The sequence below is a fragment of the Lysobacter sp. BMK333-48F3 genome, assembly GCF_019733395.1.
GTDB lineage: Bacteria > Pseudomonadota > Gammaproteobacteria > Xanthomonadales > Xanthomonadaceae > Lysobacter.
The window spans coordinates 480,441-504,742 of the sequence record NZ_JAIHOO010000001.1 but is presented as its reverse complement, the minus strand read 5'-3'; the positions used below and the strand labels follow the sequence as shown (position 1 = coordinate 504,742).

Here is a 24,302-nt window from a genome sequence, read left to right as displayed (position 1 = left end):
GCTCGACCGGGTGCTGGGCGAGCGCGCCGGCCGCGGCGGCGTGCGGCGGCTGGCCGAATCGCTGCGCGAGCGCATCGCCCAGATGCGCGAAGAGCGCGGCCGCGGCGGCGCCAAGCCGCGCAGCCGCAGCGCCCAGTTCAACCTGCGCAACCGGCTGATCCTGGTCGGCGGCGCGCTCGGCCTGTGCGCGGTGGCGCTGGTGGCGCGCGCGCTCGACCTGCAGGTGATCAGCAACGACTTCTATCGCCAGCAGGGCGACGCGCGCTCGCTGCGCGAAATCCCGATCCCGACCTCGCGCGGCATGATCACCGACCGCAACGGCGAGCCGCTGGCGGTGTCGACGCCGGTCGAGTCGATCTGGGGCAATCCCAAGGAGCTGGCCAAGAACCCCGCGCGCCTGCCGGAGCTGGCCAAGGCCCTGGGCGTGTCGCCGGACGAGCTGACCCGCAAGCTGGCCCAGCGCGCCGGCAAGGAATTCATGTACCTCAAGCGCCGGATCAATCCGGACGAGGCGCGCAAGATCCTGGCCCACAAGATTCCGGGCGTGTTCTCGCAGCGCGAGTTCCGCCGCTTCTACCCGCAGGGCGAAGCGATGGCGCACGTGCTGGGCTACACCAACATCGACGATCTGGGCCAGGAAGGCCTGGAGCTGGCGTTCGATCACGAGCTGCGCGGCAAGCCCGGCACCAAGCGGGTGATCCGCGACGGCGCCGGCCGCATCGTCGAGAACGTCGACCTGGTGCGTTCGGCCGAACCGGGCAAGGACATCACCCTGACCCTGGACCGGCGCATCCAGTACCTGACCTATCGCGAACTGCGCCGCGCGCTGACCGACACCGGCGCGTCCAGCGCCTCGGCGGTGGTGCTGGACATCGAGACCGGCGAAGTGCTGGCGATGGCCAACCTGCCGACCTACAACCCGAACCTGCCGGGCGCGGGCAACCGCGACACCCACCGCAACCGCGCGATCACCGACGTGGTCGAGCCGGGTTCGACGATGAAGCCGATCACCGTCGCCGCGGCGCTCGCTGCCGGCACGGTCAAGCCGACCACCCTGGTCAACACTTCGCCGGGGTGGATGCCGAACGGCCGCTACCGGATCACCGACACCCACAACAACGGCGTGCTGACCGTGACCGGGGTGATCACCAAGAGCTCCAACATCGGCGCCGCCAAGCTCGCCCTGCCGTTGCCGAACGACTACTACTACAAGTTCATCCACAACTTCGGCTACGGCAACAAGCCGGGCAGCGGCTTCCCGGGCGAGTCCTCGGGCTTGCTGGCGCCGCCGTCGCGCTGGAGCGGCACCACCAAGGCGACCATGTCCTACGGCTACGGACTGTCGGCCACGCCGTTGCAGATCGCCATGGCCTACGCGGCGATGGCCAACGGCGGCCAGCTGATCCAGCCGACCTTCATCAAGGGCCAGCGCAACGAACCGCGCCGGGTGCTCGAGCCGGCCGTGGCCGGCGAGATCATGCGCATGATGCAGACCGTGACCGAGCCGGGCGGCACCGCCAAGCAGGCGGCGATCCTGGGCTATCACGTCGCCGGCAAGACCGGCACCACGCGCAAGTTCAGCGCCACCGGCGGCTACTCGCGCAAGTACGTGTCGTTGTTCGCCGGCGTGGTGCCGGTGGAGAAGCCGCGTTTCTCGATGGTGGTGGTGGTCAGCGAGCCGGATCCGACCAAGCGCGGCTACTACGGCGGTTCGGTCTCCGGCCCGGTGTTCCGCAACGTCATGGACGGCGCGCTGCGGCTGATGGACGTGGCCCCGGACGACATCGAGACCTGGCTGGCGGTGCAGGCCGCGGCCGAGGCCAAGCGGATCAAGCTCAACGGCGGCAAGCCGACCGGGCCGGTGCTGCCGGCGGCGACGACCGCCGCCGCGCCGCCGCCGATCGCGGCCGCCAGCCTGGCCCAGGGAGGCGCGCGATGAACCGCAGCCTGCCCCTGGCCGAACTGTTGCCCGACATCGCCGGCCTCCCCGGCGATCTGCGCATCACCGGGCTGGTGATGGACAGCCGCGCGGTGCGCCCGGGCAATGCCTTCGTCGCCATCGCCGGTTTCGGCGCGCACGGCCTCGGCTTCGTCGAGCAGGCGCGCGCCAACGGCGCGGCCGCGATCCTGTTCGAGCCGCCGGCGCCCGCCGAGCTGCCGGCGCCGGCCGACGCGATCGCCGTGCCCGGCCTGCGTGCGCGCCTGGGCGAGATGGGCGACCGCTTCCACGGTCGCGCCACCGCGGCGATGGACGTGGTCGGGGTGACCGGCACCAACGGCAAGACCTCGACCGTGCAGTTGATCGCCCAGGCCTGGCATTTGCGCGGCATCGCCTGCGGCACCGTCGGCACCCTCGGCGCCGGCCTGTACGGGCGGATCGTGCCGACCGGTTTCACCACCCCGCTGGTGCTGCAACTGCACGAGCTGCTGGCGCAGATGCACGAGGCCGGCGCGCAGGCGATCGCGATGGAAGTCAGCTCGCACGCGCTCGATCAGGGCCGCGTGGCCGGCGTGCATTTCGACGTCGGCGTGTTCACCAATCTCACCCGCGACCATCTGGACTACCACGGCGACATGGCCAGCTACGGCGCGGCCAAGGCCCGCCTGTTCGCCTGGCCGGGGCTGAAGGCGGCGGCGATCAACCTCGACGACGAGTTCGGCCGCGAACTGATCGCGCAGCTGCCCAAGGGCGTGCGCGCGCTCGGCCTGAGCTCGCGCGGCCGCGACGGCGCCAGCCTGCGCGCCGAGCGGCTGAACTTCGACAGCCGCGGCATCGGTTTCGACCTGGTCGCCGACGGCCGCGCGCACCCGGTGGCTTCGCCGCTGCTGGGACGCTTCAACGTCGACAACCTGCTCGCGGTGGCCGGCGCGCTGTACGCGCTGGGCGACGCGCCGGCGCGGATCGCCGAAACCCTGTCGCAGCTGCAGCCGATCCACGGCCGCATGAACCGGCTCGGCGGCGACGGCCGCCTGCCGCTGGTGGTGATCGATTACGCCCACACCCCGGACGCGCTGGAGCAGGCCCTGGCCTCGCTGCGCGCGCACGCCAACGCGCGGCTGATCTGCGTGTTCGGCTGCGGCGGCGAACGCGACCGCGGCAAGCGCCCGCAGATGGCGGCGATCGCCGAGCACGGCGCCGACCTGGTGGTGATCACCGACGACAACCCGCGCGGCGAGGATGGCGACGCCATCGTCGCCGACATCGTGGCCGGCCTGCGCGACCCGCAGCGGGCGATCGTGCAGCGCGACCGCCGCGCCGCGATCGAACAGGCGATCGGCCAGGCCGGTCCCGACGACATCGTGCTGGTGGCCGGCAAGGGCCACGAGCCTTATCAGGAAATTCACGGCGTGCGCCATCCTTTCGACGACACACTGGTCGCTCACGCGGCGCTGGAGGCCAGGGCATGAAGCGCCTGCCGCTGAGCGAGATCGCGCGCATGACCGGCGGCCGCCTGATCGGCGCCGACGTCGCGATCGATGCCGTCGCCACCGACACCCGCGCCCTGCCGGCGTCGGGCGCGGCGCTGTTCGTCGCGCTCAAGGGCGAGCGTTTCGACGGCCACGATCACCTGCCCAAGCTGGCCGGCACCGCCGCGGTCGCGGCGTTGGTGTCGCGCGAGACCGGCGCCGCCCTGCCGCAGGTGCTGGTCGCCGACACCGAGCGCGCCCTGGCCGCGTTCGCCGCCGCGGTGCAGGCGCAGCGCGCCGGCAACACCGTGGTCGCGATCACCGGCAGCAACGGCAAGACCAGCGTCAAGGCCCTGACCCAGGCGATCCTCGAGCGCGCCGGCCGCACCTACGCGACCCCGGGCAACCGCAACAACGAGATCGGCCTGCCGCTGGCGGTGCTGGACGCGCCGGAAGACGCGCGCTACTCGGTCTACGAAATGGGCGCCGGCAAGCCGGGCGACATCGCCTACCTGGTGGACATCGCCCAGCCGCAGGTCTCGCTGGTCAACAACATCGCCCCGGCGCACCTGGAGCGCATGGGCAGCCTGCTCGGCATCGCCGACACCAAGGCGGCGATCTACGACGCGCTGCCGGCCGGCGGCGTCGCGGTGGTCAACGCCGACGACGCGTTCGCGCCTTACTTCGAGCAGCGCGCGGCGGGCCGGCGGATCGTCCGCTTCGGCCTGGACGCCAGCGCCGAGGTGACCGCGCACGAAGTCCGGGTCGGCACCGAGGGTTCCACTTTCGTGCTCGTCACCCCGCTCGGTCGTGCGCCGATCGCGCTGAAGCTGGTCGGCCGCCACAACGTGCGCAACGCCCTGGCCGCCGCATCGCTGGCGCTGGGCGCCGGCGTGCCGCTGGCGCAGATCGCCGAAGGCCTCAACGCCGCCGAGCCGGTCGACGGCCGCCTGATCACCCATCGCCTGGACAACGGCGCGGTGCTGATCGACGACAGCTACAACGCCAACCCGGGCTCGACCGCCGCGGCGATCGACACCCTGGCCGAGATGGGCGGGCAGAACTGGCTGGTGCTCGGCGCGATGCGCGAGATCGGCCACGAAGAGATCGCCATGCATGCGCAGATCGGCCGCCGCGCCAAGGCCGCCGGCCTGCACCGGCTGTACGCGCTGGGGCCGCTGCCGGCCGCCGCGGCCGAGGCTTTCGGCGAGGGCGCGCAGGTGTTCGACAGCCACGACGCGCTGGCCGCGGCGCTGGCCGCCGAGCTCGGCGACGGCGTGCGGGTGTTGGTGAAAGGCTCGCACAGCAGTGCGATGGACAAGATCGTGACGGCGTTGCTGTCCGCACAGAAGCCCAAGCAAGGGGAGGGCACGACGCATGTTGCTTGAATTGACTCGATGGCTGGAGCAGCTCCAGAGCCTGTTCGGCCTGTTCGGCTACCTGACCTTTCGCGGCATCCTCAGCGCGCTGACCGCGCTGGCGCTGTCGCTGTGGTGGGGCCCGGCGGTGATCCGCAAGCTCGGCCAGCTCAAGGGCGGCCAGCCGATCCGCAAGGACGGTCCGCAGTCGCATTTCTCCAAGGCCGGCACGCCGACCATGGGCGGGGCGCTGATCCTGTTCACGGTGATGGCCTCGGTGCTGCTGTGGGGCGACCTGCGCAATAAATACGTGTGGATCGTGCTGCTGGTGATGCTGGCGTTCGGCGCGATCGGCTGGTACGACGACTGGATCAAGATCGTCAAGCGCGATCCCAACGGCCTGAAGTCGCGCTGGAAGTACCTGCTGCAGTCGGTGTTCGGCCTGGCCGCCGGCCTGTACCTGTGGCTGTACGCCGACGTGCCGGCGGCGACCACCTTCTACGTGCCGCTGTTCAAGTCGGTGGCGCTGCCGCTGGCCGGGATCAGCTTCGTCGCCATCGCCTATTTCTGGATCGTCGGCTTCTCCAACGCGGTCAACCTGACCGACGGCCTGGACGGCCTGGCGATCATGCCGACCGTGCTGGTCGCCTGCGCCCTGGGCATCTTCGCCTACGCCTCCGGCCACGCCGAGTTCTCCAAGTACCTGCAGATTCCGGCGGTGCCGGGCGCGGGCGAGCTGGTGATCATCTGCGCGGCGATCGCCGGCGCCGGCCTGGGCTTCCTCTGGTTCAACACCTACCCGGCGATGGTGTTCATGGGCGACATCGGCGCGCTGGCGCTGGGCGCGGTGCTCGGCACCATCGCCATCATCGTCCGCCAGGAGCTGGTGCTGGTGATCATGGGCGGCATCTTCGTCATCGAGACCCTGTCGGTGATGATCCAGGTCGCCTCGTTCAAGCTGACCGGCAAGCGCGTGTTCCGGATGGCGCCGATCCACCACCACTTCGAACTCAAGGGTTGGCCGGAGCCGCGGGTGATCGTGCGCTTCTGGATCATCTCGGTGGTGCTGGTCCTGGTCGGCCTGGCCACGCTCAAGGTGCGCTGATGGAAAACGCCGCACGCCAGGCAACGCGACTGGACGCCATCCACGGGCGCTACGACCCGTGGCTGATGGCCGTGTCCGTCGTGCTGGCCTGCGTCGGCGTGATCATGGTCGGTTCGGCCTCGCTCGGCGTGGCCTCGACCCACGAGGTCGAGCCGCTGTACTTCCTCAACCGCCACCTGGTCTTCCTCGGCGTCGGCCTGGTGATCGGCGTGTGGCTGATGCGCACCGAGCTGAAGACCATCGAGCGCCACAACCAGTGGCTGCTGCTGGTCTGCCTGGTGTTGCTGCTGCTGGTGTTCGTGCCGGTGATCGGCCGCCAGGTCAACGGCGCCAAGCGCTGGATCAACGTCGGCCCGGTCGGCTTCCAGGCGGTGGAAGCGGTGAAGCTGCTCTACATCGTCTGGCTGGCCAGCTACCTCAAGCGCTTCAGCGAAGACATCTCGGCCACCTGGGGCGCGATGCTCAAGCCGATCGGCGTAGCCGCGGTGCTGGTCGCGTTGCTGCTGATGCAGCCGGACTTCGGCTCGTCCTCGCTGCTGCTGGCGATCACCGCCGGCATGCTGGTGCTGGGCGGGGTCAACATGCCGCGGATGTTCGGCCCGGTGCTGGTCGGCCTGCCGCTGCTGGCGATCGTCGCCATCGCCGAGCCCTACCGGGTGACCCGCCTGACCTCGTTCCTCAATCCCTGGGTCGACCCGTTCGGCACCGGCTACCAGCTGACCAATGCGCTGATGGCGGTCGGCCGCGGCGAGTGGACCGGGGTCGGCCTGGGCGCGTCGGTGCAGAAGCTGTCCTACCTGCCCGAGGCGCATACCGACTTCATCATGGCGGTGATCGCCGAGGAATTCGGTTTCGTCGGCGTGTGCGCGGTGGTCGGCCTGTACACCCTGCTGACCGGCCGCGCGCTGTGGATCGGCCTGAAGTGCGTGGAGATGCGCCGGCACTTTTCCGGCTACGTGGCGTTCGGCATCGCCCTGTGGATGGGGCTGCAGAGCTTCGTCTCGATCGGGGTGAACCTGGGCCTGCTGCCGACCAAGGGCCTGACCTTGCCGATGATTTCCTCCGGCGGCTCCAGCGTGCTGATGAGCTGCGCCGCGCTCGGCGTGCTGCTGCGCGTGTCCTACGAGCTCGACCGCGCCCAGCGCCAGGTCGCGCGCCTGCGCGGCGACGCGGCGCAGGCGCCGGCGGGCAATGGCGCCGCGGTCGCCAGCCCGGCGCCGGCCGCGGCCGCGCGCGGCACCAGCCGCCTGCAGCAGCGGGTCGAACCCTCGCTCGGGAGGTCGGCATGAGCGAGCGTCCGGTCATGATTCTCGCCGGCGGCACCGGCGGCCATATCTTCCCCGGCCTGGCCGTGGCCAAGGCGCTGCGCGCGCGCGGCGTGGCGGTGACCTGGCTCGGCGCCGACGGCGGCATGGAAACCCGCCTGGTGCCGCAGCACGGCATCGACATCGACACCATCGCGATCAGCGCGGTGCGCGGCAAGGGCCTGGCGACGCTGCTGCGCGCGCCGTCGCGGCTGGCCGCCTCGGTGCTGGCCGCGCGCAGCGTGCTGCGCCGGCGCCAGCCGCGCGCGGTGATCAGCTTCGGCGGTTACGCCGCCGGTCCGGGCGGTCTGGCCGCGCGCCTGGCCGGCCTGCCGCTGATCGTGCACGAACAGAATCGCGCCCCGGGCATGACCAACCGGGTGCTGTCGCGCCTGGCCCGGCAAGTGCTGACCGGGTTCCCGGACACTTTCGCCGGCGGACGCGAGACCGTGGTCGGCAACCCGGTGCGCGCCGAGATCGCGGCGATCGCCGCGCCGGCGCAGCGCCTGGCCCAGCGCAGCGGTCCGCTGCGCCTGCTGGTGCTCGGCGGCAGCCAGGGCGCGCGCGCGCTGAACCGCGCGGTGCCCGCAGCGATCGCCGGGCTGCGCGGGCGAGTGCCCTGCGAAGTGCGCCACCAGTGCGGCGAAAAGCTGCTCGCCGATGCGCAAGAGGCTTATGCCAAGGCCGGGGTGATCGCTACGCTGGAACCGTTCATCGCCGACATGGCCGCCGCCTATGCCTGGGCCGATCTGGTGGTGTGCCGTTCCGGCGCGCTGACCCTGGCCGAGCTGTGCGCGGCCGGCGTCGGCAGCGTGCTGGTGCCGTTCCCGCTCGCGGTCGACGACCACCAGACCAAGAACGCGCGCTACCTGGTCGACCGCGGCGCCGCCCAGTTGCTGCCGCAGGGCGGCGACGACCTCGGCGCGCGCCTGTCGGCGACCATCGAAATCCTGGCCGAACGCGGCGTGCTGCTGCAGATGGCCGAGGCCGCGCGCCTGATCGCCAAGCCCGATGCGGCGGAGCGGGTGGCCGACGCGGTGCTGGAGGCTTCGCGATGAAGCGCGGGAATAGGGAATCGGGAGTGGGGAATGGGCGCTTGAGCGCTCGCACCCCTGCCTTTTCGGCTGTTCGTTTTCGCAATCGTATTTTCAGCAGTGGCTGCATTCGCTTGAACCGATTCCCCATTCCCCATTCCCCATTCCCGGATTCGACACCATGAGCACCGCCCTCCGCCGCCGCCTGCAGCACACCGGCGACCTGGCCAAGGCGTTTCCGCGCGTGCATTTCGTCGGCATCGGCGGCACCGGCATGAGCGGCATCGCCGAAGTCATGTGCACGCTGGGCTATCAGGTGTCCGGATCGGACATGGCCGACAACGCGGTGACCCGGCGCCTGGCGGCGATGGGCGCGACCGTGCACCGCGGCCACGCCGCGGCCAACGTGCTCGGCGCCGACTGCGTGGTGGTGTCCAGCGCGATCAAGCGCGACAACCCGGAACTGATGGAAGCGCGCGCCCAGCGCATTCCGGTGGTGCCGCGCGCGGAGATGCTGGCCGAGCTGATGCGCTTCCGCCGCGGCATCGCGGTGGCCGGCACCCACGGCAAGACCACCACCACCTCGCTGACCGCCAGCGTGCTGGCCGAGGGCGGGATCGACCCGACCTTCGTGATCGGCGGCAAGCTGCTCGCCGCCGGCGCCAACGCCGGCCTCGGCGGCGGCCAGTGGCTGGTCGCCGAGGCCGACGAGAGCGACGGCAGCTTCCTGCGCCTGAATCCGCAGATCGCCATCGTCACCAACATCGACGCCGACCACCTGGAGAACTACGGCGGCGACTTCGCCAAGGTCCAGGCCGCGTTCGAGGAATTCCTGCACCGGCTGCCGTTCTACGGCCTGGCGGTGCTGTGCATCGACGACGCCAACGTTGCCCGGCTCGCCGCCGAAACCCCGCGCCATGTCATGACCTACGGTTTCAGCGAGGAAGCCGACGTGCGCGCCGAGGAGGTCAGCCAGCAGGGCGGGGCGATGCGCTTCACCCTGTGCCTGCCCGACGCCAGCCGGACCGCGGTGACCCTGGCCCTGCCGGGCCGGCACAACGTGCTCAACGCGCTGGCCGCGGCCTCGGTGGCCTGGCAGCTCGGCGTCACCAGCGACGCGATCGCGCGCGCGCTGGAGAAGTTCGCCGGCATCGGCCGCCGCTTCAACCTGCTGGCCCAGCTCAAGACCGAGAAGGGCGCGACCGTGCAACTGGTCGACGACTACGGCCATCACCCCAAGGAGTTGGAGGCGGTGTTCGCCGCGGCCCGCGGCGGCTGGCCGGACAAGCGCCTGGTGGTGGCGTTCCAGCCGCACCGCTACAGCCGCACCCGCGACCTGTTCGACGACTTCGCCGCGGTGCTGTCCTCGGTCGACGCGTTGGTGCTGACCGAGGTCTACCCGGCCGGCGAAGCGCCGATCGCCGGCGCCGACGCCAAGTCGCTGGCGCGCGCGATCCGCGCCCGCGGCCGCATCGACCCGGTGGTGGTCGGCGGCGCCGCGGATCTGGCCGGCGTGCTGCCGGACGTTCTGAACGACGGCGACCTGTTGTTGCTGATGGGCGCCGGCGACATCGGCGCCGCCGCGCAGCAGCTGGCGTCCAATGGTTTCCAGGGAGAATCGAAGTGAGTCTGCAGTTCGCACCGCTGCGCGTGACCGACCCGGCCGTGTTCGGCCGCGTCGCCGTGCTCATGGGCGGCACCAGCGCCGAGCGCGAGGTGTCGCTGGATTCCGGCCGCGGCGTGCTCGAGGCGCTGCGCTCGCGCGGGGTCGACGCGTTCGCGGTCGACGGCATTCCGGCGCTGATCGATGCGATCCGCGGCGGCGGCGTCGACCGGGTGTTCAACATCCTGCACGGCAACAAGGGCGGCGGCGAAGACGGCGTGCTGCAAGGCGTGCTGGAAGCCTTCGGCGTGCCCTACACCGGCTCCGACGTGCTCGGCTCGGCGCTGGCGATGGACAAGATCCGCACCAAGCAGGTGTGGATGGGCGCCGGCCTGCCGACCCCGCGCTACAAGCGCATCGCCAAGGGCGGCGACGTCCATACGGCGGCGCGCGAGATCGGCCTGCCGGTGATCATCAAGCCGTCCTGCGAGGGTTCCAGCGTCGGCGTGTCGCGGGTGCTGAAGGACGCCGACATCGACGAGGCGGTCGCGCTGGCCGCGCGCTACCCCGGCGAGATGCTGATGGAGCAGATGGTGATCGGCGACGAGCTGACCGTGGCCGTGCTGGTCAACGGCGAGGCCTACACCGCGCTGCCGTCGATCCGGATCGTGCCCAAGGGCGAGTGGTACGACTACCACGCCAAGTACATCGCCGACGACACCCAATACCTGTGCCCGGGCCTGGACGGCGCGGCCGAGGACGAGATCCGCCGCCTGGCGATGGAAGCCTTCGTCGCCGCCGGTTGCAAGGGCTGGGGCCGGGTCGACGTGATGCGCGATCGCGACAGCGGCCAGCTCTACCTGATCGAGGTCAACACCGCGCCGGGCATGACCAGCCATTCGCTGGTGCCCAAGGCGGCGCGCCAGGTCGGGATCGAGTACGACGAGCTGTGCTGGCGCGTGCTGGAAGCGACCGTGCGAGGAGGTGACGCGGCGTGAACGCCATGCTCCGCCTGGTCGGTTGGTTGCTTGCGCTGGCCTTGGTCGCGCTGCCGGTCGTCGCCGTGCTCAACGGCTGGATCGGCGCGGACCAGTGGCCGCTCAAGCGCCTGCGCGTAACCGGCGAGTTCGAGCGGGTGGATGCGACGCAACTGCGCAAGACCCTGCTGCCGTACGCGCAGCGCGGGTTCTTCGCGGTCGATTTGCCGGCGGCGCAGGACGCGGTGGCCAGGCTGCCGTGGGTCGAGCGCGCCGAGGTGCGCAAGCGCTGGCCGGACGTGCTGGAGGTCCGCGTGGTCGAGCACAAGCCGTTCGCGCGCTGGGGCGAGGACCGGTTGCTGTCCGAGCACGGCCGCCTGTTCCCGGTCGCCGGCATCCAGGTGCCCGACGGCCTGCCGCAGTTCAACGGCCCCGAGGCGCGGGTCGCCGACGTGGTCGCGCTGTACAACGAATCGCGCGAACTGTTCGCGCCGGTCGGGATGGACGTGCGCCGGGTCGAAGTCGACCAGCGCGGCAGCTGGACCCTGGCCCTGGGCAACGGCGCCCAGGTCGTGGTCGGGCGCAGCGAGGCGCGGGCGCGGCTGAGCCGTTTCGTGCGCCTGCTGCCGCAGCTGCTGACCCAGCGCGCGCAGGTGCTGGCGCGCGCCGATCTTCGCTACACCAATGGTTTTTCGCTGTCTTGGGCGCCGGTGCAGGCGACCGGGGCGGCACCGCAACAGCAGCAAGGACAGTCATGAATCGCAAAGGCGACAAGTCGCTGATCGTGGGCCTCGACATCGGCACCTCCAAGGTGGTGGCGCTGGTGGGCGAGTATTCGCCTTCCGACGGCCGGCCGGGCAACCCGATCGAAGTCATCGGCATCGGTTCGCACGAATCGCGCGGGCTCAAGCGCGGCGTGGTGGTCGACATCGAATCGACCGTGCAGTCGATCCAGCGCGCGATCGAGGAAGCCGAGCTGATGGCCGGCTGCGAGATCCGCTCGGTCTACGCCTCGATTTCGGGCAACCACATCCAGTGCCGCAATTCGCAGGGCATCGCCCCGATCCGCGACGGCGAGGTCACCTACGGCGACTTGGACCGGGTGCTGGAAGCGGCCAAGGCCGTGGCCATCCCGGCCGACCAGAAGATCCTGCACGCGATCCCGCGCGACTACGTGCTGGACGATTCGCAGGAAGGCATCCGCAACCCGGTCGGCATGACCGGCGTGCGCCTGGAGGTGCACGCGCACCTGGTGGTGTGCGCGCAGTCGGCCGCGGCCAACATCAGCAAGTGCGTGCAGCGCTGCGGCCTGCAGGTCGACGACCTGATCCTGGGCGTGCTGGCTTCGAGCAACGCGGTGCTGACCAGCGACGAGCGCGAGCTCGGCGTGGTCCTGGTCGACATCGGCGCCGGCACCACCGACATCGCGGTGTTCGTGCAGGGCGCGATCGCCCACAGCGCCAGCCTGCCGATCGCCGGCGACAAGGTCACCGAGGACATCGCCCACATGCTGCGCACGCCGACCCCGGAAGCGGAGCAGATCAAGGTGCGCTACGCCTGCGCGCTGGCGCAGATGGCCACCGCCGAGGAGTCGATCCAGGTGCCCAGCGTCGGCGACCGTCCGCCGCGGCGCATGCCGCGCCATTCGCTGGCGCAGGCGGTGCAGGCGCGCTACGAGGAAATCTTCGAAATGATCCAGGCCGAGCTGCGCCGCTCGGGCTTCGAGCATCACGTCCGCGCCGGCATGGTCCTGACCGGCGGCGCGGCCAAGATGGAGGGCGTGGTCGAGCTGGCCGAGGAAATGCTGCAGATGCCGGTGCGGGTGGGCATTCCCCAGCACGTCACCGGCCTGGGCGAGGTGGTCGGCAATCCGGTCCACGCCACCGGCGTCGGCCTGCTGCTGATGGGCAGCCAGATCGAGAACCCGCGCCGTCCGGTGATCTCCACCGGCCGCGCCGGCAGCTTCTTCAACAAGATCAAGAACTGGTATCGCGGCGAGTTCTGAAAGCCGGGAGTCGGCATTCGGGATTCGGGATTGGTTAGAGCAAAAGACAAAGCTAGGCAAAAGCGGAACAGGGGCGGCGTGGGTGACGAGACGCGCGCCGTAGCGGTTCAACCTGAAGTGGAAAACCGAGACGAGGCGGCGGAGCAGGGCGCGAATCCCGATCTCTGATTCCGAATCCCGGACAAGGCAAGGAAGTCGTAGCGAAGCGGCATTCGTTTTAGCTGTTCAACATAAAAACCATAAACGCCGGGAAGGTGATATCGGATCGGGTCGCGCTTTGCGAATCCCGAATCCCCAATCCCGAAATCCCGGCTCACAGAGGACGAGGACATGGCACATTTCGAACTGGTTGAAAAAATGGCCCCGAACGCGGTCATCAAGGTTGTCGGCGTGGGCGGCGGCGGCGGCAACGCCGTGGCGCACATGGTCAGCGGCAATGTCGATGGCGTGGAATTCATCACCGCCAACACCGACGCGCAGGCGATCAAGAACTGCGGCGCCAAGCTGCAGCTGCAGCTCGGCAGCAACGTCACCAAGGGCCTGGGCGCGGGCGCCAACCCGGAAGTCGGCCGCCAGGCCGCGCTGGAAGACCGCGAGCGCATCATGGACGCGCTGACCGGCGCCGACATGGTGTTCATCACCGCCGGCATGGGCGGCGGCACCGGCACCGGCGCCGCGCCGGTGGTGGCGCAGCTGGCCAAGGAGATGGGCATCCTGACCGTCGCCGTGGTCACCAAGCCGTTCCCGTTCGAGGGCCGCCGCCGCATGCAGGTGGCGCTCAAGGGCATCGAAGAGCTGTCGCACCACTGCGACTCGCTGATCACGATCCCGAACGAAAAGCTGATCACCGTGCTCGGCCGCAACGCGACCATGATCCAGGCGTTCCGCGCCGCCAACGACGTGCTGCTCGGCGCGGTCCAGGGCATCGCCGACCTGATCGTGCGCCCGGGCCTGATCAACGTCGACTTCGCCGACGTGCGCACGGTGATGAGCGAGATGGGCCTGGCGATGATGGGCACCGGCGCCGCGCGCGGCGACGATCGCGCCCAGGCCGCGGCCGAGTCGGCGATCCAGAACCCGCTGCTCGACGACGTCAACCTGGCAGGCGCCAACGGCATCCTGGTCAACATCACCGCCGGTCCGGACTTCACCATGGCCGAGTTCGACGAAGTCGGCCGCACGATCGAGAACTTCGCTTCCGAAGACGCGACCGTGGTCATCGGCACCGTGCTCGACCCGGACATGCAGGACGAGGTCAAGGTCACCGTGGTCGCCACCGGCCTCAACCGCGTCGCCGCCAAGCAGTCGGTGCGCGGCCACGGCCACGCTTACGAACGCGAAGCGCAGCGCGCGCCGATCCAGCTGGTGCGCAACGCCACCACCGGCCAGGCCGAGTTCGGCATGGACGACGTCGGCCATGCGCCGATGCCGAGCTTCGGCGGCAGCCTGCGCGGCAGCGCTCGCCAGGAGCCAACCGGTCCGGCGGTGGCCGACTTCGGCAGTGACAACAGCTACCTGGACATCCCGGCGTTCCTGCGCCGGCAGGCGGACTGAAAGCGAGGGACGAGGGTGGAGTAACCAGGAGCGAGCAGGGCCGATCGCTCGCCGCTCTTTGCTTCCCGCTCGTCTCTGCCTCAAACCCGGGCCGGACTCGTCCCCGGCCCGCAGGGCACCTTGCCCCGGCGCTCAGGCGCACGGGGCGTTTGGGCCGGTCGGCCCGCCCGCGAGGGCAGGTCGACCGGTCACTTTGTCCGCCGCTGTTGACAAGGGCAGGACAGTGTGTCTTTTCCGTTCAGGTTCAGGGACCCGCGTGCTAATCTTGCGCGGTTTCGTGACGCCCCCATTTGGTCCGTCGCCCCCTTCGGGCCGTCGCGCCCCGCCGGGCGCCGGCCGCCCCCCATCGCGGAAGTCCCCACGACCATGCTGCGCCAACGCACTTTGAAGAACGTGATCCGCGCCACCGGCGTGGGCCTGCACAGCGGCGAGAAGGTGTTTCTCACCCTGCGTCCGGCCCCGGTGGACACCGGCATCGTGTTCCGGCGCGTCGACCTCGACCCGGTGGTCGAGATGCCGGCGCGCGCCGACCTGGTCACCGAGACCACGCTGTGCACCGGCCTGACCTACGGCGCCGGCAAGGTCATGACCGTCGAGCACCTGCTGTCGGCGATGGCCGGGCTGGGCATCGACAACTGCTACGTCGAGCTGTCGGCGCCGGAAGTGCCGATCATGGACGGCTCGGCCGGCCCGTTCGTGTTCCTGCTGCAGTCCGCCGGCATCGCCGAGCAGGACGCGCCCAAGCGTTTCATCCGCATCAAGCACCCGGTCGAAGTCCGCGACGGCGACAAGATCGCCCGTTTCGAGCCGTACGAGGGCTTCCGCCTCGGTTTCACCGTGGTGTTCGACCATCCGGCGATCCCGGCCTCGCAGTCGCGGGCCGAAGTCGAGTTCTCGACCGAGAACTACATCCGCGAAGTCAGCCGCGCCCGCACTTTCGGCTTCATGCGCGACCTGGAGTACATGCGCGAGCGCAACCTCGGCCTGGGCGGCTCGATGGACAACGCCATCGTCCTGGACGAGTTCCGCGTGCTCAACGACGACGGCCTGCGCTACGCCGATGAGTTCGTGCGCCACAAGATCCTCGATGCGGTCGGCGACCTGTACCTGGCCGGCCACGCCGTGATCGGCGCCTACGAGGGCTACAAGTCCGGTCATGCTCTCAACAACAAGTTGGTCCGGGCCCTGCTGGCCGAACGCTCGGCCTGGGAACTGGTCAGCTACACCGGCTCGGAGCCCACTCCGGTCGCTTACGGCTCGCCCGAACCGGCCTTCGCCTGAGCCGCTGCAGCCGTCCGCCCCGTCCGGGGCTGCGACGCGCGTCGCACCCGCGAGCCGATCGCGGGCCGGAAAAGTCAGGAACGTTAACCTGATCACAGTCGTGAACGGCACGTGACGGATTAACGATTTTCTAACGAAACTTTTCCGGAATGCTTCCTTCCCTTTAACATTCCTGCGGGTTGGGGTCAGTAGGATGCCCCGACCCGGCATTTGGAACCCCCGCCGGCCGCGTCGGTACGCGGCCCGTCCGAATGTCAGCCGGCGTCGCTGGAACCCGACGGATCGGGCTTCTTCAGCGACGCCAGCGCGGCCTGCAACGCTTTCTGCGTCGTGGCCGACATGGGTTTGGCCTTCCGCACCGGCGCTGCCGCCGGCGGCGGGATCGTCGTCTTGACGACGAATTCGGCCACTTCCAGTCCGATGGATCGGGCTGCGTCGAGCAGTTCCGGAGCCGCGAGCCGCAGTTTGGCGCGCCACACCGGGGCATCGACGACGTATACGAGCCTGCCGCGTTCGATGTTGGCCAGCCGCGCATGCGCGGCGAGCGAAGGCGGCAGGTAGGGGCGTAACCGACGGTCCACTTCGTCGAGCCACAAAGCTCGGCGAATCGGGTTGCCGGCCGGATCCTCGAGCAACGCATCCAGGGCGATGCGCGCGTTCGACGGACCGCGGGCCGGCCGCTTGGGCTTGGAATCAGACATCGGACACATGACCTATCAATCCATCGTAAACAACACGCGAGCCCGGCTGGGCGATTGGTTCCAGCACGCCGGCCGCCTCGGCGCCCGCCGACCGGCGCTCGCCATGGCTCTGCTGCTCGGCACCGGCCTGAGCATCGGCGCCGGCGCCGGCATCGCCGACAACCGCATGCTACGCGGGCAATTGTCGCAGCAGCAGGCGGAAATCGCGGCCACCCGCCGCGACGCGCAACGCGAGATCAACGCCCTGGCCGCGCGCATGGGCGAACTGCAGGCCGAGGCCAACCGCCTCAACGCCCTCGGCGAGCGCCTGACCCGCATCGGTCAGCTGCAGGACGGCGAATTCGACTTCGAAAAGCCGGTCGGCGTCGGTGGCGCCGGCCCGGTGCGCGACATGGCCAAGCCCGAGCTCGACGCCGGCATGGACCTGCTGCAGCAGCAGTTCAAGGCCTCCGGCGAGCAGCTGTCGGTGCTGGAATCGCTGCTGTTCAACCGTCAGCTGGACATGAACGCCGTGCCGTCGCGCGCGCCGATCGCCAACAGCTACATCACCTCCGGCTTCGGCGGCCGCGCCGATCCGTTCAACGGCGGCGCCGCCTTCCACAAGGGCATCGACTTCGAAGCCGACGTCGGCGACCCGGTGTTGGCCGTGGCCGACGGCGTGATCAGCTATTCCGGCGTGCGTTCGGGCTACGGCAACGTGGTCGAGATCGACCACGGCAACGGCTACACGACCCGCTACGCGCACAACTCGCGCCTGCTGCTCAAGGTCGGCGAGCTGGTCCGCGCCGGCCAGGAAGTGGCCAAGGCCGGCTCCAGCGGCCGCTCGACCGGCGCCCACGTGCACTTCGAGGTGTGGGAGAACGGCCGGGTGGTGAACCCGAAGCAGTTCCTCAGCCAGCAGTCCCCGCTTCAGGCGAGCCTGAAGATCAAGCAGTAAAGCAAGGGCGAGCGCCCGCCGCGCTGCGGCGGGCCCGACCCGCGACCGCCCCCGGCGGAAGTCGCCGCCCAAGACTCGTCTCCTAGCTCGGGCAAAGCGTCACGCCGGCGCCCTCGACGAGCGGGGTCGGCTACAGGCGATCGGCCAACACACCCCGCCCCCCGATTCAGCGACTCCCGTCGCGAACCGCAGCATTCGGCAAAGTTCCGCGATTCAGCGGCATCCAACCCCCTTGATACCGTTCAGGTCGCCCCCCACGCTAGAATGGGTGTGGCCAAAGACCAGGCTCGATCCGATCGGGGGCGCACGGCGCCCCCGATCGCGTTTCGGCGACACCGAAACGGTCGGGAGGGCCGGTCGTCCTGGATTCCTGGGGAACTTGCCGCCGGCGGCGCGCTCTTAGAACGTCCCGCCTGCGCAACCCCGTTCGCTTTACACGGACCCGTTCATGCTCAACAGCTTGCTTACCCGCGTTTTCGGCAGCCGCAACGACCGCCTGCTGCGCCAACTGCAACGCTCCGTCGTCAAGATCAATGCGCTCGAAGCGGAGATGGAAAAGCTCTCCGACGCCCAGCTGCAGGCCAAGACGCCGGAATTCCAAAAGCGCATCGCCGAAGGCGAGGCGCTGGACAAGCTGCTGCCGGAAGCCTTCGCGGTCTGCCGCGAGGCGTCCAAGCGCGTGCTCGGCATGCGCCATTACGACGTGCAGCTGATCGGCGGCATGGTCCTGCACCTGGGCAAGATCGCGGAAATGCGCACCGGCGAGGGCAAGACCCTGGTCGGCACGCTGCCGGTCTACCTCAACGCCCTGGAAGGCAAGGGCACCCACGTGGTCACGGTCAACGACTACCTGGCGCGGCGCGACTCGGCGTGGATGGGCAAGCTGTACAACTGGCTCGGCCTGAGCGTGGGCGTGGTCTATCCGGGCATGCCGCACTCGGACAAGCACGCCGCCTACGCCGCCGATATCACCTACGGCACCAACAACGAATTCGGCTTCGACTACCTGCGCGACAATATGGCGCTGTCGAAGGACGACCGCTTCCAGCGCGGCCTGCACTACGCGATCGTCGACGAAGTCGACTCGATCCTGATCGACGAGGCGCGCACGCCGCTGATCATTTCCGGCCCGGCCGACGAATCGCCGGAGCTGTACATCAAGGTCAACCGCATCGTTCCGACGCTGACCCGGCAGACCGCCGAGGACGGCGAGGGCGATTACTGGGTGGACGAGAAGGGCAAGCAGGTGCACCTGTCCGAATCCGGCCAGGAACACGCCGAAGAACTGCTGCGCAAGGCCGGCATCATCAGCGACGAAGACTCGCTGTACGCCGGCCAGAACATCAGCGTGGTCCATCACCTCAACGCCGCGCTGCGCGCGCACGCGATCTACCAGCGCGACGTCGACTACATCGTCCGCGACGGCGAAGTGGTGATCGTCGACGAGTTCACCGGCCGCACCCTGCCGGGCCGGCGCTGGTCGGACGGCCTGCACCAGGCGGTGGAGGCGAAGGAAGGCGTGCCGGTCCAGCGCGAGAACCAGACGCTGGCCTCGATCACCTTCCAGAACCTGTTCCGCATGTACAAGAAGCTGGCCGGCATGACCGGTACGGCGGACACCGAAGCCTACGAGTTCCAGAGCATCTACGGCCTGGAAGTGATCGTGATCCCGACCAACCGGCCGGCGCAGCGCAAGGATCACTCCGACCAGGTGTTCCTCAACCGCAACGGCAAGTACCGGGCGGTGCTGGGCGAGATCAAGGCGGCGCACGAGCGCGGCCAGCCGGTCCTGGTCGGCACGACCTCGATCGAAGTCTCCGAGATGCTGAGCCAGCAGCTGACCGAAGCCGGCGTGAAGCACGAAGTGCTCAACGCCAAGCAGCACGAACGCGAAGCCAACATCATCGCCCAGGCCGGCCGTCCGGGCGCGATCACCATCGCCACCAACATGGCCGGCCGCGGCACCGACATCGTGCTCGGCGGCTCGCTGGAGGCCGAACTGACCGACCTGGCCGCGCAGAACGGCGGCCAGGCCGTCGACGAAGTCAGCCACCAGCGGCTCAAGGCCGCCTGGCAGGAGCGCCACGATCAGGTCAAGACCGCCGGCGGCCTGCACATCATCGGCACCGAACGCCACGAGTCGCGCCGCATCGACAACCAGCTGCGCGGCCGCGCCGGCCGCCAGGGCGACCCGGGCTCGTCGCGCTTCTACCTGTCGCTGGAAGACAATCTGATGCGCATCTTCGCCGCCGACTGGGTGCAGAAGGTGATGGCGCGGATGGGCCTGAAGGAAGACGACATCATCGAAAGCCCGCTGGTGACCAAGCAGATCGCCAACGCGCAGCGCAAGGTCGAAGCGCATAACTTCGACATCCGCAAGAACCTGCTCGACTTCGACGACGTCAACAACGACCAGCGCAAGGTCATCTACGGCCAGCGCGACGAGCTGCTGGAAGCCGACAGCGTGCAGGACAACGTCGACGGCATCCGCGGCGACGTGGTCGCCGACCTGGTCCAGCGCCACGTCCCGGCCAACTCGGTCGACGACCAGTGGGACCTGCCGGGCCTGGAGGCGTCGCTGGCGCAGGAGCTCAACGTGCAGGTGCCGCTGGTCGAGACCGCGCGCAAGGCCGAGGAGCTGGACGCCGAGACCGTCGCCCAGCAGGTCCAGGATGCGGTGACCGCGCATTTCTCCGCGCGCGAGCAGCAGCTCGGCAGCGAGACCATGCGCATGCTCGAGAAGCACATCATGCTCAACGTGCTCGACCAGAACTGGAAGGAGCATCTGGCGCGCATGGACTACCTGCGCCAGGGCATCCATCTGCGCGGCTACGCGCAGAAGCAGCCCAAGCAGGAGTACAAGAAGGAAGCCTTCGAGCTGTTCTCGGAGATGCTCGACAAGGTCAAGCGCGAGGTGGTGACCATCCTGGCCCGCGTGCGGATCCAGAGCGAGCAGGAAATCGCCGAGCTGGAGGCCGCCGAGCGCGCCCAGGCCGAGGCGCAGGCGCGGCAGATGCAGTTCCAGCACGCCTCCGCCGGCGGCTTCGGCGCCGACGAAGAGGCCGCGCAGGTGTCCGAGGAAGCCTTCGCCAACGTCGGCCGCAACGATCCCTGCCCCTGCGGCAGCGGCAAGAAGTACAAGCACTGCCATGGGCAGTTGGCCTGAATCCGGGAGTCGGGAATCGGGAGTAGGGAATAGGAGAGCGGGGGCCGATTCGACTCCCGTCGACGCAGTTTCCGCCGCGGCAGCCGCGACCGATTCCCCATCCTCCATTCCCCATGCCCGCGTGGTGGACGTCGTCGCCGGGGTGATCCGCGACGCGCGCGGGCGGGTGTTGTTGACCCGCCGCACCGAGGGCCGGGACCTGGCCGGGTTGTGGGAGTTTCCGGGCGGCAAGCGCGAGGCCGGCGAGACGCCGGAGGCGGCCCTGGTCCGCGAGCTGCACGAAGAGCTCGGCATCGAGGTCGAACCCGGCGCCGAGCTGATCCGGGTGCCGCAGGCCTATCCCGACAAGCGACTGGTGCTGGACGTGCGCGAGATCCGCGCCTGGCGCGGCGCGGCGCGCGGCCGCGAGGGCCAGGCCCTGGTCTGGGCGCCGCCGCACAAGCTGGCCAGTTATGCGATGCCGCCGGCCGATCGGCCGGTGGTGGCGGCCTTGCAGCAGGCGCCGGCCTACCTGGTCACGCCGCCCCCCGGCGACGACGACGGCGCCTGGCTGGACGCGCTGAGCCGCGCCCTGGCGGGCGGAGTCAGGCGCGTGCACTTGCGCGCGCCCGGGCTCGACGGCGCGCGCTGGCAGCGCCTGGCGGGCGCGGCGGTGCAGCGTTGCCGTGCGGCCAAGGCCGAGGCGCTGATCGGCGGCGACGCCGCGTTGGCGGCCGCGCTCGGCGCCGGCCTGCACCTGCGTGCGGCGCAACTGCGCGAATTCGACCGTCGGCCGCTCGCCGACGGCTTGCCGTTGGCGGCGTCCTGCCACGATGCCGACGAACTGCGCGCGGCTCAGGCCCTGGGCTGCGACTTCGCCGTGCTCGGTTCGATACACGAGACCCCCAGCCATCCGGGCCGACTGGGCATGGGTTGGGAGTCGTTCGCGCGCCTGCGCGAGTCGGTGTCGCTGCCGATCTATGCCATCGGCGGCCTAGCGCCGGACGATCTGGCCCAGGCGCGGCGCCATGGCGCCCAGGGCATCGCCGCGATCCGTTCGCTGTGGCCGGCGGGCTGAGCCCGCCTCCTGCTCAGGCGTCTGCGGCGAGGGCGCGGTAGCGCCGGTCCAGGGCTTCGACCTGGGCCTGTAGCGCGTCCAGCGGGCCGTCGTTGACGATCACGTCGTCGGCGATCGTCAGCCGCGCCTCGCGCGTGGCCTGGGCGGCGATCATGCGCTGGGCCAGTTCGGCATCGATGCGGTCGCGCTGCATGACCCGCGCCTGTTGCGTCGCGACCGGCACGTCCACGACCAGGATCCGCTGCAGCCAGGGATAGGCCTCGCGGCCGCCGCCTTCGGTCAGCAACGGGATCGCGGCGATGGTATAAGATCCCGGCGCCTGCCGGCACTGCAACTGCAGCATCTCGCGCACGCGCGGATGGACGATGGCTTCCAGGCGCTTGCGCGCGGCTTCGTCGCCGAACACGCGCTGGCGCATCGCGGCGCGGTCGAGGCCGCCGTCGCGATCGAGCACTTCGACGCCGAAGGCGGCGACGATTTCGGCCAGGCCGGCGCTGCCGGCCGCGACCGCGGCGCGCGCGGCCAGATCGGCATCGGCGACCGCGACGCCCAGGGCCTCGAAGCGGCGAGTGACCTCGCTCTTGCCCGAGGCCACACCGCCGGTGACGCCGACGCAGAACCCGGCCATCGGCTCAGGCCAGGCCGGAGAAGCGCAGGTAGGCCTGGAGCAGGGAGTCGCCGCTGAAGAACACGATCGCGCCGGCGATGGCCAGGTAGGGGCCGAAAGGGATATGGATCTTCAGGCTCTGCCCCTTCGACAGCAGCCACAACGAGCCAAAGACCGCGCCGACCGCCGAGGACAACAGGATCACCGGCAGCACGCCCTTGAGCCCCACCCAGGCGCCGATCGCCGCGAGCAGCTTCATATCGCCAGGCGCCATGCCGACTTCGGGGACTTTGACCCGCTTGACCACGATCTGATACTGCCGGTGCAATTCGCCGGCCAGCCAAAGCGCGGCGAATCCGGCGATCGCGCCGAGCACCGAGGGCTTGAGCGGGAAATACAGGTTGTCGCTGGCGGCGATGATGCCCAGCCACATCAGCGGCAGGGTCAGGCTATCGGGCAGGTACTGGGTGCGCAGGTCGATCCCGGACAGGATGATCAGGAAGCTGGTGAACACCATCGCCCCGAAGCCCTGCCAGCCGAAGCCGAAGCAGGCCACGCAGGCCAGCATCACCAGCATGGTCAGCAGCTCGACCGCCGGGTACTGGATCGAGATCGGAGTTTTGCAGGTGCGGCAGCGTCCGCGCAGCGCCAGGTAGCTGAATAGCGGGATGTTCTCGTACCAGGACAGCTGGCGCTTGCAATGCGGGCAGTGCGAGCGCTCGACCGCGATGCCGGGCGGCGGCGGGTCGTAGACCTCCGGCAACTCCAGGACTTCGCGGGCGTCCTTCTTCCATTCCCACACCAATCGCTTGGGCAGGCGCAGGATGACCACGTTGTAGAAGCTGCCGAGCAGCAGTCCGAAGCCGGCCACGAGCGGGTACCCGAGGCCGGGGTTCTGATCTAGAAATGCCATGCGGTCAGGATACTTCGCCGATCAGATCGTCGCAGCAAGTTTGAAGATCGGCAGGTACATGGCCACGACCATGCCGCCGACGATCACGCCGAGGATGATCATGATCAGCGGTTCGAGCAGGCTGGACAGGGCGTCGACGGCGTTGTTGACCTCCTGCTCGTAGAACTCGGCGACCTTGACCAGCATGGTGTCGAGCGCGCCGGCCTCTTCGCCGATCGCGGTCATCTGGATCACCATGTGCGGGAACAGGTTGACCTGTTTCATCGCCATGTTGACCTGGTAGCCGACCGAGACGTCGTCGCGGATGCGGTTGACGGCCTTTTCGTAGACCACGTTGCCGGTGGCGCCGGCGACCGTGTCCAGCGCCTCGACCAGCGGCACGCCGGCGCGGAAGGTCACCGCGAGGGTACGCGAGAAGCGGGCGATCGCGGCGTTGTGCAGGATCTGTCCGACCACCGGCAGCTTGAGCATGGCCCGGTCGAGGAAGTGAGCGAACGCCGGCGAGCGGTTCTTGGCCATGATGAAGGCGACTGCGGCGCCGATCACGGCGAGCAGGATGGCCCACCACCAGGCGATCATGAAATCGCTCATGCCGATCACCATCAGGGTGAAGGCCGGCAGGTCGGCGCCGAAGCTCTTGAAGGTCGACTGGAACTGCGGCACCACGAAGATCAGCAGGATCGCGCTGACCAGGATAGCGACCGCGACCACGGTGGCCGGGTAGAACAGCGCCTTCTTGATCTTGCCCTTGAGGGTTTCGATGTTCTCTTTATAGGTCGCGACCGTGTCGAGCACGGTCTCGAGCACGCCGGCCGATTCGCCGGCCTTGACCAGGTTGCGGTACAGCTCGTCGAACTGGACCGGGTGCTTGGACATGGCCTCGTGCAGCGACAGGCCGCTTTCCAGGTCGGTGCGCACGGCGTTGAGCAAATTTCTCATGCGCGGGTTCTTGTGACCCTCGCCGATGATCTCCAGCGAGCCGACGATCGGCACGCCGGACTTCATCATGGTCGCGATCTGGCGGCTGAAGATGGCGATGTCGCCCGGGGTGATGCGCTTGCCGGCGGCGCCGAACAGGGGCTTGCCCTTGGGCTTGACCACGGTCGGGGTGATGCCCTGGCGGCGCAGCTCGGCGCGCAACAGGTTGGCGTTCTTGGCCGCCTGCTCGCCCTTCATCTTGACGCCGCGCTTGTCGGTGCCCTCCCAGACGAACACGTCGAGCGGGTTGGCGCGGCGCACCTGGGGCTGTTGTTTGGTTGCGGCGCGGGTGGCGGATCGGGTCGCGGACATGG

17 protein-coding genes and 2 pseudogenes are annotated in these 24,302 nt (G+C 69.5%); 15 read left to right on the top strand and 4 right to left on the bottom strand.

Annotated features, from left to right (window positions below):
- Positions 1-82: 82 nt before the first annotated feature.
- From K4L06_RS01930 to lpxC, 12 genes and pseudogenes are all read left to right on the top strand, one after another.
- Positions 83-1,939 carry a penicillin-binding protein 2 gene (locus K4L06_RS01930; RefSeq protein ID WP_221673489.1) on the top strand — a complete coding sequence of 619 codons (1,857 nt, stop codon included), beginning with the start codon at positions 83-85 and terminating at the stop codon, positions 1,937-1,939.
- Entirely contained in the window at positions 1,936-3,408 is a 1,473-nt protein-coding gene (locus K4L06_RS01925; RefSeq protein ID WP_221669788.1) for a UDP-N-acetylmuramoyl-L-alanyl-D-glutamate--2,6-diaminopimelate ligase, read from the top strand. Before K4L06_RS01930 ends, K4L06_RS01925 begins: the two co-directional genes overlap by 4 nt.
- Positions 3,405-4,796, top strand: a complete 1,392-nt coding sequence (gene murF, locus K4L06_RS01920; RefSeq protein WP_221669787.1) for a UDP-N-acetylmuramoyl-tripeptide--D-alanyl-D-alanine ligase — start codon at positions 3,405-3,407, stop codon at positions 4,794-4,796. Before K4L06_RS01925 ends, murF begins: the two co-directional genes overlap by 4 nt.
- Positions 4,786-5,871, top strand: a complete 1,086-nt coding sequence (gene mraY / locus K4L06_RS01915; protein ID WP_221669786.1) for a phospho-N-acetylmuramoyl-pentapeptide-transferase — start codon at positions 4,786-4,788, stop codon at positions 5,869-5,871. Before murF ends, mraY begins: the two co-directional genes overlap by 11 nt.
- Positions 5,871-7,160: a putative lipid II flippase FtsW gene (gene ftsW, locus K4L06_RS01910; protein ID WP_221669785.1), complete on the top strand. Its 1,290-nt coding sequence runs from the start codon at positions 5,871-5,873 to the stop codon at positions 7,158-7,160. The genes mraY and ftsW overlap by 1 nt, the downstream gene beginning before the upstream one ends.
- Positions 7,157-8,394 (top strand): annotated as a pseudogene (murG, locus tag K4L06_RS01905) (undecaprenyldiphospho-muramoylpentapeptide beta-N-acetylglucosaminyltransferase). The gene ftsW and the pseudogene murG overlap by 4 nt, the downstream one beginning before the upstream one ends.
- Entirely contained in the window at positions 8,391-9,836 is a 1,446-nt protein-coding gene (gene murC, locus K4L06_RS01900) for a UDP-N-acetylmuramate--L-alanine ligase (RefSeq protein WP_221669784.1), read from the top strand. The pseudogene murG and the gene murC overlap by 4 nt, the downstream one beginning before the upstream one ends.
- Positions 9,833-10,810 carry a D-alanine--D-alanine ligase gene (locus tag K4L06_RS01895; RefSeq protein ID WP_221669783.1) on the top strand — a complete coding sequence of 326 codons (978 nt, stop codon included), beginning with the start codon at positions 9,833-9,835 and terminating at the stop codon, positions 10,808-10,810. Before murC ends, K4L06_RS01895 begins: the two co-directional genes overlap by 4 nt.
- Positions 10,807-11,484, top strand: a pseudogene (locus K4L06_RS01890) (cell division protein FtsQ/DivIB); the annotation flags it as partial. The gene K4L06_RS01895 and the pseudogene K4L06_RS01890, both read left to right, overlap by 4 nt.
- 59 nt (positions 11,485-11,543) lie before the next feature.
- Entirely contained in the window at positions 11,544-12,794 is a 1,251-nt protein-coding gene (gene ftsA / locus K4L06_RS01885) for a cell division protein FtsA (RefSeq protein WP_221669781.1), read from the top strand.
- A 330-nt stretch (positions 12,795-13,124) separates the two neighbouring features.
- Positions 13,125-14,348, top strand: coding sequence for a cell division protein FtsZ (gene ftsZ, locus K4L06_RS01880; protein WP_221669780.1), 1,224 nt, complete (start codon positions 13,125-13,127; stop codon positions 14,346-14,348).
- 366 nt (positions 14,349-14,714) lie between these two features.
- On the top strand, positions 14,715-15,629 hold the full coding sequence (lpxC, locus tag K4L06_RS01875) for a UDP-3-O-acyl-N-acetylglucosamine deacetylase (protein ID WP_221669779.1): 915 nt from the start codon (positions 14,715-14,717) through the stop codon (positions 15,627-15,629).
- A 254-nt stretch (positions 15,630-15,883) separates the two neighbouring features.
- Here the strand turns inward: lpxC and K4L06_RS01870 are convergent, their stop codons facing one another.
- Complete coding sequence (locus K4L06_RS01870; protein ID WP_221669778.1) at positions 15,884-16,330, bottom strand: DUF721 domain-containing protein; 447 nt, start codon at positions 16,328-16,330, stop codon at positions 15,884-15,886.
- Between the two features lie 103 nt (positions 16,331-16,433).
- Here K4L06_RS01870 and K4L06_RS01865 point away from each other — a divergent pair, with 103 nt between their 5' ends.
- The 3 genes from K4L06_RS01865 (at position 16,434) to K4L06_RS01855 (ending at position 21,490) form a co-directional block, all read left to right on the top strand.
- Entirely contained in the window at positions 16,434-17,267 is an 834-nt protein-coding gene (locus K4L06_RS01865) for a M23 family metallopeptidase (RefSeq protein WP_255594919.1), read from the top strand.
- Positions 17,268-17,715: 448 nt separating this feature from the next.
- Positions 17,716-20,433: a preprotein translocase subunit SecA gene (secA, locus tag K4L06_RS01860; RefSeq protein ID WP_221669776.1), complete on the top strand. Its 2,718-nt coding sequence runs from the start codon at positions 17,716-17,718 to the stop codon at positions 20,431-20,433.
- A 121-nt stretch (positions 20,434-20,554) separates the two neighbouring features.
- Positions 20,555-21,490, top strand: a complete 936-nt coding sequence (locus K4L06_RS01855) for a Nudix family hydrolase (protein ID WP_343225714.1) — start codon at positions 20,555-20,557, stop codon at positions 21,488-21,490.
- Positions 21,491-21,503: 13 nt separating this feature from the next.
- On the opposite strand, the gene coaE is transcribed toward K4L06_RS01855, so the two are convergent.
- Genes coaE through K4L06_RS01840 form a run of 3 tightly spaced genes read right to left on the bottom strand, consistent with a single transcriptional unit; the run spans position 21,504 to position 24,300 of the window.
- Entirely contained in the window at positions 21,504-22,118 is a 615-nt protein-coding gene (gene coaE, locus K4L06_RS01850) for a dephospho-CoA kinase (RefSeq protein WP_221669774.1), read from the bottom strand.
- Positions 22,119-22,122: 4 nt separating this feature from the next.
- Entirely contained in the window at positions 22,123-23,010 is an 888-nt protein-coding gene (locus K4L06_RS01845) for an A24 family peptidase (RefSeq protein ID WP_221669773.1), read from the bottom strand.
- Positions 23,011-23,031: 21 nt separating this feature from the next.
- On the bottom strand, positions 23,032-24,300 hold the full coding sequence (locus K4L06_RS01840; RefSeq protein WP_221669772.1) for a type II secretion system F family protein: 1,269 nt from the start codon (positions 24,298-24,300) through the stop codon (positions 23,032-23,034).
- Between the last annotated feature and the right edge of the window lie 2 nt (positions 24,301-24,302).

Bases quoted from the DNA above. Each gene is read 5' to 3' on its own strand.
- lpxC (WP_221669779.1), top strand. From the start codon at position 14,715: ATGCTGCGCCAACGCACTTTGAAGAACGTGATCCGCGCCACCGGCGTG.
- murC (WP_221669784.1), top strand. From the start codon at position 8,391: ATGAGCACCGCCCTCCGCCGCCGCCTGCAGCACACCGGCGACCTGGCC.
- coaE (WP_221669774.1), bottom strand. From the start codon at position 22,118: ATGGCCGGGTTCTGCGTCGGCGTCACCGGCGGTGTGGCCTCGGGCAAG.
- K4L06_RS01865 (WP_255594919.1), top strand. From the start codon at position 16,434: ATGGCTCTGCTGCTCGGCACCGGCCTGAGCATCGGCGCCGGCGCCGGC.
- K4L06_RS01925 (WP_221669788.1), top strand. From the start codon at position 1,936: ATGAACCGCAGCCTGCCCCTGGCCGAACTGTTGCCCGACATCGCCGGC.
- mraY (WP_221669786.1), top strand. From the start codon at position 4,786: ATGTTGCTTGAATTGACTCGATGGCTGGAGCAGCTCCAGAGCCTGTTC.
- K4L06_RS01870 (WP_221669778.1), bottom strand. From the start codon at position 16,330: ATGTCTGATTCCAAGCCCAAGCGGCCGGCCCGCGGTCCGTCGAACGCG.
- K4L06_RS01930 (WP_221673489.1), top strand. From the start codon at position 83: ATGCGCGAAGAGCGCGGCCGCGGCGGCGCCAAGCCGCGCAGCCGCAGC.
- K4L06_RS01840 (WP_221669772.1), bottom strand. From the start codon at position 24,300: ATGTCCGCGACCCGATCCGCCACCCGCGCCGCAACCAAACAACAGCCC.
- ftsW (WP_221669785.1), top strand. From the start codon at position 5,871: ATGGAAAACGCCGCACGCCAGGCAACGCGACTGGACGCCATCCACGGG.
- murF (WP_221669787.1), top strand. From the start codon at position 3,405: ATGAAGCGCCTGCCGCTGAGCGAGATCGCGCGCATGACCGGCGGCCGC.
- secA (WP_221669776.1), top strand. From the start codon at position 17,716: ATGCTCAACAGCTTGCTTACCCGCGTTTTCGGCAGCCGCAACGACCGC.
- ftsZ (WP_221669780.1), top strand. From the start codon at position 13,125: ATGGCACATTTCGAACTGGTTGAAAAAATGGCCCCGAACGCGGTCATC.
- K4L06_RS01845 (WP_221669773.1), bottom strand. From the start codon at position 23,010: ATGGCATTTCTAGATCAGAACCCCGGCCTCGGGTACCCGCTCGTGGCC.
- ftsA (WP_221669781.1), top strand. From the start codon at position 11,544: ATGAATCGCAAAGGCGACAAGTCGCTGATCGTGGGCCTCGACATCGGC.